The organism is Tetragenococcus solitarius NBRC 100494, from assembly GCF_001544195.1.
GTDB classification, from domain to species: domain Bacteria; phylum Bacillota; class Bacilli; order Lactobacillales; family Enterococcaceae; genus Tetragenococcus; species Tetragenococcus solitarius.
Map to the genome: position 1 here is coordinate 1 of NZ_BCPY01000052.1, position 14,837 is coordinate 14,837.

The 14,837-nt window shown below is 34.4% G+C and carries 15 protein-coding genes; 3 read left to right on the top strand and 12 right to left on the bottom strand.

Going from position 1 to position 14,837, the window contains the following annotated elements; all coding sequences use genetic code 11:
• Positions 1-304: 304 nt before the first annotated feature.
• From TS1_RS11135 to TS1_RS11170, 8 genes are all read right to left on the bottom strand, one after another.
• Positions 305-913 carry a helix-hairpin-helix domain-containing protein gene (locus tag TS1_RS11135; RefSeq protein ID WP_068710576.1) on the bottom strand — a complete coding sequence of 203 codons (609 nt, stop codon included), beginning with the start codon at positions 911-913 and terminating at the stop codon, positions 305-307.
• 92 nt (positions 914-1,005) lie between these two features.
• Positions 1,006-1,620, bottom strand: coding sequence for an HAD-IA family hydrolase (locus tag TS1_RS11140; RefSeq protein WP_068710577.1), 615 nt, complete (start codon positions 1,618-1,620; stop codon positions 1,006-1,008).
• A 119-nt stretch (positions 1,621-1,739) separates the two neighbouring features.
• Positions 1,740-2,891, bottom strand: coding sequence for a pyridoxal phosphate-dependent aminotransferase (locus TS1_RS11145; protein WP_068710578.1), 1,152 nt, complete (start codon positions 2,889-2,891; stop codon positions 1,740-1,742).
• Between the two features lie 22 nt (positions 2,892-2,913).
• Entirely contained in the window at positions 2,914-3,636 is a 723-nt protein-coding gene (locus tag TS1_RS11150; protein WP_068710579.1) for an amino acid ABC transporter ATP-binding protein, read from the bottom strand.
• A complete protein-coding gene (locus TS1_RS11155) occupies positions 3,629-5,098 on the bottom strand; it encodes an ABC transporter substrate-binding protein/permease (RefSeq protein WP_068710580.1) in 1,470 nt (489 codons plus the stop codon). The genes TS1_RS11150 and TS1_RS11155 overlap by 8 nt, the downstream gene beginning before the upstream one ends.
• A 284-nt stretch (positions 5,099-5,382) precedes the next feature.
• A complete protein-coding gene (locus tag TS1_RS11160; RefSeq protein ID WP_068710581.1) occupies positions 5,383-5,943 on the bottom strand; it encodes a DNA-3-methyladenine glycosylase I in 561 nt (186 codons plus the stop codon).
• A 15-nt stretch (positions 5,944-5,958) separates the two neighbouring features.
• Positions 5,959-6,459: a GNAT family N-acetyltransferase gene (locus TS1_RS11165; RefSeq protein ID WP_068710582.1), complete on the bottom strand. Its 501-nt coding sequence runs from the start codon at positions 6,457-6,459 to the stop codon at positions 5,959-5,961.
• A 120-nt stretch (positions 6,460-6,579) separates the two neighbouring features.
• A complete protein-coding gene (locus TS1_RS11170; protein WP_068710583.1) occupies positions 6,580-7,239 on the bottom strand; it encodes an SDR family oxidoreductase in 660 nt (219 codons plus the stop codon).
• 177 nt (positions 7,240-7,416) lie between these two features.
• Here TS1_RS11170 and TS1_RS11175 point away from each other — a divergent pair, with 177 nt between their 5' ends.
• Positions 7,417-7,905, top strand: coding sequence for an isochorismatase family protein (locus TS1_RS11175; protein WP_068710584.1), 489 nt, complete (start codon positions 7,417-7,419; stop codon positions 7,903-7,905).
• A gap of 282 nt (positions 7,906-8,187) precedes the next feature.
• On the opposite strand, the gene TS1_RS11180 is transcribed toward TS1_RS11175, so the two are convergent.
• Positions 8,188-8,940, bottom strand: coding sequence for an ABC transporter permease (locus TS1_RS11180; protein WP_068710585.1), 753 nt, complete (start codon positions 8,938-8,940; stop codon positions 8,188-8,190).
• A 1-nt stretch (position 8,941) separates the two neighbouring features.
• Positions 8,942-9,883, bottom strand: coding sequence for an ABC transporter ATP-binding protein (locus TS1_RS11185; RefSeq protein WP_068710586.1), 942 nt, complete (start codon positions 9,881-9,883; stop codon positions 8,942-8,944).
• A gap of 160 nt (positions 9,884-10,043) precedes the next feature.
• On the opposite strand from TS1_RS11185, the gene TS1_RS11190 reads away from it, so the two are divergent.
• The gene (locus TS1_RS11190) at positions 10,044-10,871 is read left to right on the top strand and encodes a MerR family transcriptional regulator (protein ID WP_068710587.1); all 828 of its coding nucleotides are present in this window, start codon (positions 10,044-10,046) and stop codon (positions 10,869-10,871) included.
• Positions 10,872-10,911: 40 nt separating this feature from the next.
• Here TS1_RS11190 and TS1_RS11195 read toward each other — a convergent pair whose 3' ends face one another.
• Positions 10,912-13,155 (bottom strand): ATP-binding cassette domain-containing protein, encoded by a 2,244-nt coding sequence (locus TS1_RS11195; RefSeq protein WP_068710588.1) that lies wholly within the window; start codon positions 13,153-13,155, stop codon positions 10,912-10,914.
• Positions 13,156-13,245: 90 nt separating this feature from the next.
• On the opposite strand from TS1_RS11195, the gene TS1_RS11200 reads away from it, so the two are divergent.
• Positions 13,246-14,112: an AraC family transcriptional regulator gene (locus TS1_RS11200; protein ID WP_068710589.1), complete on the top strand. Its 867-nt coding sequence runs from the start codon at positions 13,246-13,248 to the stop codon at positions 14,110-14,112.
• A gap of 314 nt (positions 14,113-14,426) precedes the next feature.
• On the opposite strand, the gene TS1_RS11205 is transcribed toward TS1_RS11200, so the two are convergent.
• Positions 14,427-14,837: response regulator transcription factor (locus TS1_RS11205; RefSeq protein WP_169792380.1), on the bottom strand; the 411-nt coding region annotated here is incomplete at its 5' end.

Sequence of the window (14,837 nt, forward strand, 5' to 3'; positions counted from 1 at the left end):
GGTTGGTACAATCGCGAACGGATTCATGGGAATATCAACTATCTGACGCCCCAGCAAGCGGAAGATCAAGCAAAAATGTTAGCGTAGGTCTAGAGCTTCCTACACATTTTTTTTGAGGAACTTATCCACGAGGCCTTCTCGTCATCGTCTCCGCCTAATGTCAAATACGGTTCTCCATTTGATATTAGGCGGAAACGATGACACATTCTCGAGAGTGGATTCGTTTCGAAAAAAGGCTCTCAAAAAATGTGTCCAGAATATTGACGTAAATCCATATATAACAATAAACAACCTTGGTTTTTTACTATATTCTAATAGAATCGCGTAATTTTTCAACTGTCTTTTCTCCGAAACCTGAAATTTCGCTTAATTCATCTACTGTTTTAAAAGGACCATTTTCTTCTCGATAATCTATAATCGCCTGTGCTTTAGCAGGTCCAATGCCATTTATTTTTTGTAACTCGGTTAAGTCTGCTGCATTAATATCAATCATCTCATCATTTTGTTCTTCTGTATTTTCTCCTGCTGCCTCCATTTCTTTTGCTTCTTTTTTATTTGGCACATAAACCATCTGTTGGTCGTTTAATTTTTCTGCAAGGTTTAGCTGTTTTTCTTCGGCCTTTTTGGTTAACCCTCCAGCTTTTAATATTCCTTCTTTTACGCGAGCATCTCCTTCCAGTTCATAGACCCCAGGTTGATTCACTTCTCCTTTTATATCTACGATAATTTTATTTGAACTTTCTTCTGTTTCTTTTTCCGTCGTTTCCGTTATCTGTTGGAACGGATCGTCAGATTGTTGCCAAGTGGGCTCTTCATTATTTTTTTGAGTAAAATAAAATATAAGCAGAAAAATTGTAATTATAGTCGCGATAAGTAAAGGCAAAAATTTTTTTAGCCGCTCCTTTATTGGCATCTAGCAACCTCCTTTCACTCATAAGTACGCAAAAAGCATCAAAACTTTTTAATAAACGAAATTTTTTTCGAAAATTAAAAAGTTTTGATGCCTTAAACGAATTTTTCTATTTCTTTTATAGATGTAACGCGATAATCAGCTTGTATATTTGTTAATAGATTTTCATTATCAAAAAATATCGTATACACACCTGCATTTTTACCTGCATCCACATCTAAAGCACGGTCACCAATCATCACTGTTTTTTTAGGGTTTAAAGAATACTTTTTTAACAAGTAATCTAAAGAAGCAGGGTTAGGCTTTCTAGGAAAACGATTCTCAGGTCCCACAATTTCTTTCACAAAGCTAGCAAGTTCTTCTTTTTCTAACAACATTTTGGTTGAATCTTGCCTACGATGAGTTAAAATCATATTTGTTTTTTGGTTAGCGACAATTTTTTCAAGAACCTCCTGAGTTCCGCTAAAGCTTTTAGGAGAAAAATTGGTGATATTTTCTTCATGTATTTTTGCTTTTTTTGACAAATCAGAAAAATTTAGCTGGTATTTCTCAGCAATCGCTTTGGAAGAATGCTCTTTTAAAAGCTGGTAGACTTCCTCTTTTGTACTTTTAATTCCATAATCATTTAAAGATTGCAGATACCCTTGGACAATCATTGGGTAGGTATCAAATAAAGTCCCGTCAAAATCCCAAATAAACGTGTCAAACAACAAACTTACCCCTTTATTTTTTATTTATCCACTTTATTTTACCATGTCTTTTTTATAAGAGCGAATAAATATTAGAAAATAAAAAAAGCTTACCTTTGTCCCCGTTTTTTATGAAATTTTTAAAAAGACATCTGCTCGATCCGATCAAATGCTTCTTTTAACACGGATATTTTTTGAGTAGCAGCTAAGCGAATATGTTGATTACCTGTGTTAATCCCAAAGGCCTTGCCTGGCACGACCAAGACCTGGGTCTCATCCAATAATTTTTTAGTAAAGGAAGCAGAGTCTAGATGGGTATTAGAAATATTAATAAATGCATACATCGTTCCCTGGACGTTTCCTAAATGTAAAAAGTCGATCGCATCCACCCGTTTTTTCACGTAATCAAGTCGTTGTTTAAATACATTCGTCACTTCTGGAATCAGCTTGCTTGCATTTTTTAACGCATAAATACCGGCTTGTTGTGAAATAGATGGCGCTGAATAAGTGATATTTTCATTAATTAGCTTAGCAGTTTGACTAACATAAGTTGGTGCAATCATATAACCGATGCGCCAGCCTGTCATAGCAAATGATTTGGAAAAACCACTAAATGTAATGGTGTTCTCAGGGGCAAAAGTAGCCATAGGAACAAATGACCCATCAAACACTAATTCTTCATAAATTTCATCGGACAGAATAAATAGTTCATGTTCAATGGCAATTTCAGCAATCCTTTGAAAAGTTTCTTGCGAGAAAACGGCTCCTGTTGGATTATTCGGTGAATTAATGATAATCGCTTTGGTTTTTTTTGTTATAGCTTTTTCTAATATTGAGGTATCAAGTTGAAAACCGTCTTTCTCGTAAGTCGGCACAACAATCGGTACGCCCCCAGCTAATTCAATTTGGTCTTTATAAGGAGAAAAATAGGGTTCATGAATAATCACTTCATCCCCTGGGTCGATAATCGCTAAAAGAGTTAAATACATGCCATGCATAGCTCCCACCGTTGCTCGCACTTGGCTAGGCGCAAAGTCTAAGTTGTAATAAGCTTTATAATGTTTTATAACTGTCTGAATAAACTCTTGACTGCCATCTGAAGCAGTATAACGAGTGTGTCCAGCCTTTGCATCTTCGGCTGCTTGATTGATAATACGCTCATCGGTAATTAAATCAGGATCTCCAATAGATAAATCAATGAGTCCTTCTTTGCTTTTGGCTAAAGTACCGATATTCATCATGATATTTTCTTCTGGCTGTTGGTATTTTTTGGCTAATTTTAAACGATTCACGAGTAATTACTCTCTCCTTTAACTATAATACTTTTTTTAGAAAATCTTGTGTTCGCTCATTTTGCGGGTGGTCAAAAATTTCTTCTGGCAGTCCTTCTTCTTGGATAATTCCATCATCCATAAAAATAACTCGGTCAGCAACTTCTTTTGCAAAGCCCATTTCATGACTAACGACCACCATAGTCATCCCTTCTTTTGCTAAGGTCTTCATTACAGATAAGACCTCGCCAACCATCTCTGGGTCTAAGGCAGAGGTAGGTTCATCAAACAACATCACAGCAGGATCCATAGCTAAAGCTCTGGCAATAGCTACCCGTTGTTCTTGTCCACCAGAAAGACTAGAAGGATAACTTGTTGCTTTATCTGATAAACCAACTAAGCGCAATAATTCATAGGCCTTTTCATTGGCTTCATCCATACTTTGGCCCTTTACTTTAATTGGGCTAATCGTAATATTTTCCAAAACGGTCATATGCGGAAACAAATTAAAATTTTGGAAAACCATTCCCATTTTTTGCCGCAGACGGTCAATGTCATTTCCTTTGGCTAAAAGATTGTCCCCTTCAAATAAAAGAGTCCCCTTTGTCGGCTGTTCTAACAAATTTAGACAGCGTAAAAAAGTACTTTTCCCGCTGCCAGAAGGCCCGATAATGACCACCACTTCGCCTGATTGAACGGTTAAATCGATTCCTTTTAATACTTCATTATTTCCAAAGGATTTGTGTAAGTTTTCAATATTAATCACTGGCCTTCATTCTCCTTTCAGCAACGCCTAATACACGAGAAAGCGTAAATGTCAGTACAAAATAAATTAATGAAACAATTAAATAAGGCAAGAATGGTTTAAAACTAGCCCCTTGTACATTTCCCGCTTGAAAAATCAGTTCAGAAACCCCGATAACTGAAATCACGGAAGATTCTTTGATCACAGTTACAAACTCATTACCTAAAGCAGGTAGGATATTTTTGATTGCTTGAGGAAAAATAATGTAGCGCATAGCTTCTGTATGTTTCATCCCAAGAGAACGTGCAGCTTCCATTTGGCCTTTATTTACCCCATTAATTCCTGCTCGGATAATTTCTGCGACATAAGCCGCACTGTTAAGTGATAAGGCAATACAGCCAGCTACAAAACGCGATAAATCAAGACCTAAAATTCCTGTCCCAAAATAAACAATAAAAATTTGTACTAATAAAGGAGTTCCGCGTACATATTCAATATAAATCGAAGCCAGTACCTTAAATATTTTTATGGAAGATAGTTTCATTAAAGCAAAGAGTGTACCTAGAATAATTCCGAAAACAACTCCGATAATTGCCAATAAAATCGTGTAACCTGTTCCGGATAGGTAGTAAGGATAGTATTTAGCAAAGAAACCTTGGTCATCTTCAAACATCAGCTTGTTCGCTTCTTTTTGATAGCCTTCCAGTAACCCCTCATCATTAATTGTTTGGATTGAATTATTAATACTTTCGGATAATCTAGGGGCATCTTTAGGTAGCGCAACGGCTGTTTCCTTATCTCCATTTTCAAAATCTAAATTAGATAAAGCTAGATCGTCGTTTTCATCTACATAAGCTTCTGCGACAGGACCTTCTAATATAGCAGCATCTACTTTGTGATTTTTTAAATTCATTACAACATCTGAAGTTTTTTGTAACGAAGTCACTTTAGCACCCGTTAATTCATTATTGGCCAACTCTTCTTGTGTCGTTTGTTTTTGAACACTAACAGGAACACCTTCAAATTGGTCGATATTCGTATATTTGTCCTGGTCCTCTTTTCTTACGACTAAACGTTGTTGGGCATTCATATATGGGTCAGAAAAATCCACTTCTTGCAAACGCTCAGGCGTAGGTGACATTCCTGAAATGATCAAATCAATTTTTCCAGTTTTTAAGGCACCTAGCAGGGCGTCAAACCCCAGCTCTTCAATATGGAGATCAACGCCCATATCATCGGCAATTTTTTGTGCAATTGAGATATCAAAACCGACAATCTGGTCTTGCCCATCTACCGTCGCATGAAATTCATAAGGTGCATAATCAGCCGACAACCCGACAACTAACTCTCCACGTTTTTTTATATCTTCATAGCGTTTGTCTTGTTCCTTTTCTTCAGCTGCCGCCGGTACTGTAGAAAATAATTGAGTAAACAATATGATGAGTGGCAATAAAACTAAAACGAACTTTTTAACCTTTTCCATTTGCTATCGACCCTTCTGTTTAAAATGATTGCATAAAAATTCATAATTTAATTGCAATTTATCTTATCACAGAATAAGAAAAAGGAAAAGAGTTTTTCTATTTATTTTTATACAATATCTATGAATATTTCTGTTTGGAATCTTTTATTTAAGCCTTATAAAATCACAAAGGATATTAAGAGTTTTATATCTAAATATTATATTTTATTATTTATTCATTTAATATGCATTAAATGGTTTTATCGTAGATTTGAATAAAAATACAAATAATTCGATTGCCAACTTTATGATGGATATTTAAAAGAGCAACTTTCTATGTGATCGTTAACCATCCCAATTGCTTGCATAAAAGAATAAATAATTGTTGGACCTACAAATTTAAATCCTATTTTTTTAAGTTCTTTACTTATTTGTTTTGACAAGTCAGTTGATGCGGGGATTTCGCTATTATTTTCCCAATGATTTATTATCGGTCGATTTTTGTTAAAAGACCAAATATAGCTTGCAAAACTACCGTAATCTTTTTGAATAGTCAAGATCATCTGCGCATTATGGACAGCTGCTCTTATTTTTAATCGATTACGGATAATTTGTGGATTAGATAGTAGTTGCAAAATTTTGTCCTCGTCATAGTTTGCCACTTTGTTGTAATCGAATTGATCAAAAGCCGAACGAAAGTTTTCTCGTTTATTTAAAATAGTAGACCAACTTAGTCCAGCCTGCATACTTTCTAGTACGAGTAATTCATAGAGTTTTTGATCATCATATGTTGGTTTTCCCCACTCCAAGTCATGATAATTTTGCATTAAAGAGTTCGTCAACGCCCAATCACAGCGAATTGTCATTTGTTTGCCTCCTTTTTAATCAATGCCCACTTTTTTACTCCGACGTTCCATCAATACGGAATCGCGCCATACACCATATTGATCTTTACCTAACTTTTCGCGATATCCCACTTTGCGAAAGCCGCATTTTTCATGCAGCCGCTGACTACCATAATTATTTGCGAAGATATCCGCTTCTAATGTCCAAAAACCAATTTTTTCTGAATAATCAACCAAATAATTTAATAAAGTTGAGCCAGCTCCTTTTCCTTGATAATAGCTATCAATATAAATACTCACTTCTGCTACACCATAATATTCCGGTATCTCATAAGCTTGTTTTAAAGTGGCCCAACCAATAACACGATTATCATCTAACAGGACAAAGCGGCCCTCTTGCAGACGTTGCTGGTCAAACTCTTCGTAAGTTAGTTGTTCAACTGTAAATGTTGCTAAATTTGTTGCCATTCCTTGGTGATAGATATCATACACAAATGGCCAATCATTTTTATTCATTTCACGGATTTTATATTGCATGAGCTGCCTCCTTTTAATTGTTATAGTTTACTATTATTCTATAGAAGGAGAAAAAAAGCAAACCAGTTCTTGACACGAACCGATTTGCTTTTTCTCATGATAAACTTTGCATTTATCTAATTATAAATCTTTTAATGCTTCTTGAATTTGTGTCTCTCCGTTGATAACATCAAACTCTTTTTTTATCGTATTGTCGTCTGCTAAGCTGTCAACGACAATTTGTGCAACATCACTACGAGTAATTTTTCCCCGCTCCACTAAAGTCTTAGCCAATTTGATTTTTCCTTCAGGACTGTCGTCTGAAAGAAGTCCTGGTCGAACAATCGTGTAATCTAAGTCGCTATTTTTCAACCATTGGTCAGCGTAGAATTTCGCTGGATAATAAGGCCCCAATTCTTCCAGCCATTCTGGATGCGGATCAAGCCATTGCTGACTACCCATAGCGCTGACAATAATAAAACGTTTGATACCAGCTCTTTTAGCCGCTTCAATTGATTTTACTGCTCCATCTAAGTCAACAAACATCGTTTTATCTGCGCCGGTATTACCACCAGACCCAGCGGTAAATACGATAGCATCCGCTCCATTAGCTGCTTGAGCAATCTCTTCCACAGTATCTTCTAAATCTGCTAAAACGGTCTGTATACCTTGTTTTTTAAAGTTTTCAACCTGTTCTTTTTTTCGCAGCATTGCAATTGGGGTGTTATTTTCAGAGGCTTGCAGTTTTTCAATCACAAGCCTACCAACATTACCATTTGCTCCAATAACCAATACGTTCATGTAATCGTCTCCTCTTTGATTAATAATTTAATCATAACATTGAAATGTTTATTTTTGTCAATTGACGTGTTTATGGTAGATCGAATCGCGTAACAAGAGCTATAAAAATGAAATAAGAATATTTTTCTTTTTTGCCGCAAAACGATATAATATGAGCTAAGACAAAAGGAGGAAAACATGTTATTTATTATTGATATGCAAAATCAACTTCTTGATTTAACTTATGATTCATATAATACAAGCATTTATCAATTAATACCTAAAATTAAACAACGCTTGGAAAAAGCTAGAAGCAGCAATGAGCCTGTTATTTTCACAAAAGATATCCCTATTCAATATAAAGATAGCAAACAAGCAGAACATTCTGCATTTCAGTTGCTTACTCAATTAAAACCATTAGCTGATGAGTTAGTCGTGACCAAGCACTCTTATAGTATGTCGCCGGAAAATTTGCTACTCATAAAAGACAAGTTTAATCATAAAGCAGAAAGAATAGAACTCGTGGGTGTAGAAACCAATCAATGCATTTTAGCAAACACAATTACTTTACAAAGCACATTTCCTACTTCTAAAATTATCGTTGATACATCGTTAATTTCCGGTAGAAAAAATGCACTTTCGGCGTTAGAACTATTAGCGGGATTTAAGGTCGACGTTAAGCATTGAAAGACGGGTAGGTACTATATGCAAAAAGTAAGATGCCCTTTCATTATAGTGGCATCTTACTTTTTTTATGTGCGCTTTTGATCTCTTTTGTATCCCAGTAATAGTCTCTACGTATGTTGGTATTAAGAAAAACATATGCATTAAAATATGGCCACCATAAATTTTTCACCGCAACTAGCTATGCAATATTTCTTATAATTCTAGTTCCTCTTCTTAATTCACAAACTATACTACCTTCTTATTCACCTAAAAGGTAGTTTTTTATAATCTGATTTAATCGTTTTATTTTTCCGCTTTTTTTAGTTTAGAAATTGCCAATGTAAAAGAAGCCAGTCCCAAAATACAAAGCATAAGAGTAACAACTAAAATATTTGTCCAGTCAATAATACTTTGCATTACCAACGTTCTTAAACAATCAATTACATATGAGAACGGATTGAATTGGATGACTATTTGAAAGAATCTTGGGAGTTGTTCGACAGGCATAATGGCAGTGCTTAAAAAGAACAAGGGAAGTGTCACAGTATTGATAAATCCGATAAAAGCATTTTCATCCGGCAATACAAAACTTAAGGCATAGGATAAACTCCCAACAAAGAACACGCATAAAAATAGTAAGAATAAAATCAAGATGAACCCCAATATACCAGAAGCAATGTTTATAGAAAATGGAATAGATACAAGTAATAAAATCCCAATTCCAATAAATGATAATACTTCTACATCTAATACTTGTCCTAGTACAATCGAACTTCGTTTCACAGGAGAAATAAAAATTCGATAGAAACTTCCCCCACCTTTTAAATGGTAGTTTGCAATGCCACAGCTAACCCCAGCACTGGTTAGAACAGTCATGACCAACAATCCTGGTAAAATAAAGGTTGTATAACTTACATTTCCGATTCCCTCTGCTGGTGTAAACATGGAACTAAACAGCAATAGCCATACGATAGGCTGAATGATGTTCATCACAATCGTGGCTGGATTTTGAAAGCGCCATTTCACATTCTTCCAAAAGATATTGTAGACCTCCATTTTAATTCCCCCTTTCGCCAATAATGTCTAGGAATATTTCATCAAGTGTAGGTTCAGTAATTTCTATTCCCTCAAAACCTATTCTTGTAGATAGTACATAGGTATTCAAATCAAAAAAATGTTGTTGGCTATGTTCCACTTGAATGTTCAATGAACGGTCATCAACACTTACCTCTGTAACGTAGTCTTTTTGTAGCAACAATTCCTTCATTCTTTCAGTATCTTGACTATCGGTCATTGTAATTTGAATCATATTCTTTCTCGTAAATTTTTTAAGGTTGGCTGGTGTATTTTGTATAATGTTTTTACCGTCTTTGATGAAGCAGATTGTATCACTAAGCATATCTGCTTCTTCAAGATAATGGGTTGTTAGAAAAATCGTTACGCCCAATTCACTTTTGATTTTGCTTAACATCCTCCACATGCTTTGTCTGGATTGAACGTCCATTCCCACAGTTGGTTCATCTAAGAATAAGATTTTTGGATAAGACATCATACTCATTGCAATATCCAATCGTCGCTTGATACCACCGGAAAGTGTTTCTACTTTTTTATCGATATAGTCAGATAGATTAAAGATTTCTACTAGCTGATTGGTCCGTTCTTTCATTTTTGCTTTGCCTAAGCCATATAGACCGCCTTGAAATCTCATATTTTCTGCCAAAGTGAGATTATCGTCAGTTGAAACATGCTGGGCGACACAAGCAATATTGGAACGTATGAATTGCATGTTGCTTTCTAAATCCTTTCCTAATATCTGAACTGTCCCTAAAGTAGGCTTCAAAAATGTAGTTAAGATATTGATTAAGGTTGTTTTCCCAGCTCCATTTGAACCCAATAAAGAGAAAATCTCCCCTTGCTTTACCGATAAGTCAAATTCATTTAAAGCACTTTTCTTATCTGCATAGATCTTTGTTAGTTTTCTAATTGATAATGCGTCCATTCTAATCCTCCATTTTCTTTGAATTGATTCTATCGTATAGTCTCGTATAATGAGAGAGTCAATAGAGTTTCAAAATGAACTTAGGAAAAGAAAAAAAGTTCTTGACCCTATCATGATGTAATAGTTTATGATAGTAAATGCAAAGAAGGGACGGATAGCCATGTTAAAAATAGGAGATTTCGCTTTATTGTCTAAAATCAGTATCAATATGCTTCGTCATTATGATGAAATCAATTTACTAAAGCCCGCTCGAATTGATAATATGACGGGCTATCGTTACTATGATGAAATCCAGATTCCTACTGCTAATCGAATCCAAGCATTAAAACGTATGGGATTCAATCTTGCAATCATTAAACAAATATTGCGTGAATACGAGGATACCAAGAGTCTTGAAGCCTACTTGGAATTACAACTTTCTCAAAAGAACGAGGAATTACAAGCTTTAAAAAATCAAGTCAATCTATTGAAAAATACCATTTGGGATCTGAAAAATACTACATATCCAAAAAGTCTTGATGTAGTGATTAAAGAGATTCCACAACGGAATGTCATAAGCTATAGAAGTAAGTTAGATGAGTATTGCCAAGAAGGTGCCCTATGGAATTTACTAGATGAGAACACAAAGAACTTGAGTGTCCAATTTGCTAGTCCAAGCTACGATGTTGCCGTTATATATGAAACAGATATAGAGAATAAAGTGGACGTAGAAGTTCAACATTCCGTTGTCGGTAAATATCCAAATACGAAACATGCGCAATTCAAAACAATCCCAGCAACGTTAGTGGCTGCATTGACTTGTGAAGGTGGCTATTCACAGTTAGAAGCTATCAATAATGAGCTCTCCCATTGGATTTTAGAGAATAATTATGAGCTTTGTGGAAATGTCATGAACATTTATCATATTTCGCCTAAAACTCAAAATGAACCGGAAAAAATGTTGACCGAAGTTTGCTTCCCGATTAAGCGAATTACAGTAGCTACTTGATTACACATTGTTGGTTACGTATTTCCTCTTTATTAAATATCTAATATTTGATTGAGTTTCTTAAACTATTGGCTGTCAATGAGTTTCCATTATCAGTCATTTCTTTTGGCGTACCTGTAAAAACAATTTCTCCTCCGTTTTTTCCGGCTTTTGGTCCAATGTCAATAATGTAATCTGCTTGTTTCATCACATCTAAATTATGTTCAATGATGATAACGGTATTTTTCTTATCCACTAATGAATTGAACAATCGCATTAGCTTCGTTACGTCTGACGAATGTAGTCCTGTGGTGGGTTCATCCAGAATGAATATCTTTCCTTTTTTATTGAGAGCTTGGGCTAGTTTGATTCTTTGTATTTCTCCCCCAGATAGTGTTGATAGTGGCTGTCCTAATGTCATATAAGAAAGACCAACTTTTTCTATCTGTTTTAGTTTATTGCTTATTTTAGTATCAATGAAGAAATTAATAGCTTCATCAATATTCATAGATAGTACATCAATAATAGACTGGTTCTTGTATTTTAAAGAAAGAGCATAATCGTTATATCTATTACCATTGCAATATTCACAAGTAGTGACCACTGGAGACATATGAACAAGTTCAGTAACTACAACGCCTTTACCTTTACAATGTTCACAAGCTCCTTTGCTATTAAAACTGAAATAACCTTTATCAACATTATTTTCTTCTGCAAATACATCTCTTATATAATCGAAAACTCCTAGAAAAGTAGCTGGTGTAGAGCGATTCGTCGCAACTATAGGTTTTTGGTTAACAATCACAATTTCTTTTTTATACTTTTCTGCAAAGACTTTTGAAATTAATGTACTTTTTCCAGAACCTGCTACACCTGTTATAACACTCAAAACTTCAACGGGTATCCCAACACTTACATCTTTTAAGTTATTCATTGTCGCATGCTTAATTGAGTAAAATGTTTTAGGTATTCTCGTTTTTTCTTTAATAGGAATTTTATCTTTAAGTGATTTCGAAGTAACTGTTTCCGCATTTAAAAGTTCGTGATAACTTCCTTGAAAAACAATTTCTCCTCCACTTTTCCCTGCATACATACCTATATCAATAACTTCATCAGCAATCTGAATGATTTCTTTATCGTGTTCTACGACGATAACAGTATTACCCTCTCTTTTTAAACGGGTAATAAGCTTGTTTATTTTTTCAATATCATAGGAGTGCATGCCTGTACTCGGTTCATCAAAAATATAAAGCATATCTGAAAGACTACTACCCATGTACCGTACTAATTTCAAGCGTTGAGCTTCACCGCCAGACAATGTACTTGTTGCTCGATTTAATTGTAAATAAGAAAGTCCAACTTCTATCATACGAGCAATACTTGATTTCAAAGCGTTAAGAAGTGAGGATACAGAATCATCTTTGATACTTTGGATAACTTTCAATAATTCTGTTAGTTCCAACTCGCACATATCAGCAATGGAGTATCCTTGGATTTTACATTTTAATGTGTCTTGATTTAGTCTTTTTCCACAACAAGAAGCACAAGGAGTCTGAGTGGTAAATCGTTTGACTTTCTTCTTTGTTGTTTTGCTCATATTGCTTACATCTCTATTCAAAAAGGATTGTTTGGATTTATTTACAATACCTGTTACCTTTGAATCCTCTAACATTCCATCTTTTTCTTTCGAGCCATACAGAAGTAAATTAAGTTCTTGTTTGTTATACTTGGAGATTGGTTTATCCAGATCAAATAGATTGGACTCCGCATACTGCTTCCAATACCAACTGTTCGGTGCAAAACTAGAATCTCTTATACACCCTTCATTTAATGATTTATTGAAATCAATTAGTTCGTCAATATTAATAGTCGTGACGATACCTAAACCAGAACATTCTGGACACATTCCTTTCGGATCATTAAATGAAAAATAAGAAGCGGTTCCAACTTTTGGTTTTCCAATTCTAGAGAATAGTACACGCAAGTCTGTATACAAATCAGTAATTGTACCTACCGTAGATCGTATATTTTGTCCAAAAGAAGACTGATCTACTATAATGGAGGGAGATAAATTTTTGATACTTTGTACATCCGGCTTTGAATATTGTGGCAATTTGCCTTTAATATATGCAGGATATGTTTCATTCATTTGCCTTTGTGATTCTGTAGCAATAGTATCAAAAACAATACTTGATTTCCCTGAGCCTGAGACACCAGTAAAAAGAATGATTTTCTGCTTTGGGATGTCTAAATTTATGTTTTTTAAATTATTCTGTATAAGACCTCTGATTTCAATATTACGCATAAAATTCCACCTTTCAGAAAAATTTTAGCAAAAAAGAATATACCCATTCTTGATTATTTTTGCTAAAATAAAATAGGAAGTGAAAATTTTATGGAATATATAGATATTATTGAAAAGAGTCTGCAATATATAGAAAAACATATTGAAAGCGATATTAAAATTAGTGATATCGCAAAAAACGTCGGATACTCTCCCTATCATTTCTCTAGACTATTTTCTGAAAAAACAGGTATTACAATTGGAGCTTATATTAAAAACAAAAAATTAAGTATTGCATCTTCTCAATTATTAGATACAGATAAAAGAATAGTAGATATTTCAATAACTGCTGGTTATACATCATATGAAGCATTTAGCCGTGTCTTCAAAGCACACTATGGTATGGCCCCCTACTTTTATCGAAAAACTAAGACGAAATATTATACATTGAGCGACTTGCCGATAGATCAACAGCTCCTCACCCATTTAGAGCAACATTTATCGTTTATTCCCGAAATTATTAATATAAAGAGTATTGAGGTCTTAGGTGTGTCAGTTGCTGTAAACTTGCTTAATAATCATTTAGAAACTTACTGGCAACAATTTAATAACGTTATGAGTGCTCTTCTTCCTAAAGAAAAAACGAAAACATATGCTATATGTACGAGCCAAAGTTCTACTGTAGATAGTCATGGTAGGAGCTCATTTTCTCAATTTCTTTCTTTTGAGAATAAAGATTGTTCTATTAACATTTCTCAATTATTTCAGCAAGATATGATTGATGGTGGAAAATATGCTGTATTTAAACACAATGCTTTCCCCAGTTCATTAAATTTAAGCTATGATTTTATTTGGAAAGTTTGGAGTCACGCTAGCAAATATACATTTGATAAGAAACGAAGGAGTTTTGAATTTTATCCAGAGAATTATTCAAATAAGAAAGTTTGTCCAATTTACATTTACGTACCTATTATTTAGTAAACGTGAGTTACTATATTTAACTTCCCTTAATTTGTATTCGGTTTTATTCCGTTAAAACATTACGCTACTGTCAATCTTATATATACTCAAATTTTTTATAAAATTTAACTTAGAAGTTACTTTCTATTAAGTTAAAAAGTAACTTCTATTCATCAAATCACAAAATCTTACTTGTCTATTTTATTAACTATTTATAGCAGTTAATTTTTTCTATAAAAAAAGAAGAACCATGAAGTTCCACTTTTCTTGGAAATATTAAGGTGAGTTTTAAATGTTATCTATTGTGTTATCGCCCTCTCACCTTTTTGTATCTAATGATTGAAACGATAGCCACTGCCCCAAATGGTTTCGATTGGTGAGCTAGATAAGTTGGCTTGTTTTAACTTCTCGCGGATACGCTTAATATGGACGACTACTGTTGAAACCTCTGTATCCAACACATCAAATCCCCAAATTTTTTCAAAAAGTTCTTCTTTATTCCAAACCCGATTTGGATGTTCGGCCAAAAATAACAACAAAGCAAACTCTTTATTCGTAAAAATCACTTCCTGTTCTAACACGAAAACCTTATGTGCCGATTGATCAATACGAATGTCTTGAATTTCAAGAATGGAGGTGGTTGGATTTGGTTGAATCGATTGATAACGCGCGATATGTGCTTTGACCCGAGCGACTAGTTCGTTTGGACTAAAAGGTTTGACTAAATAGTCATTTGCCCCTAG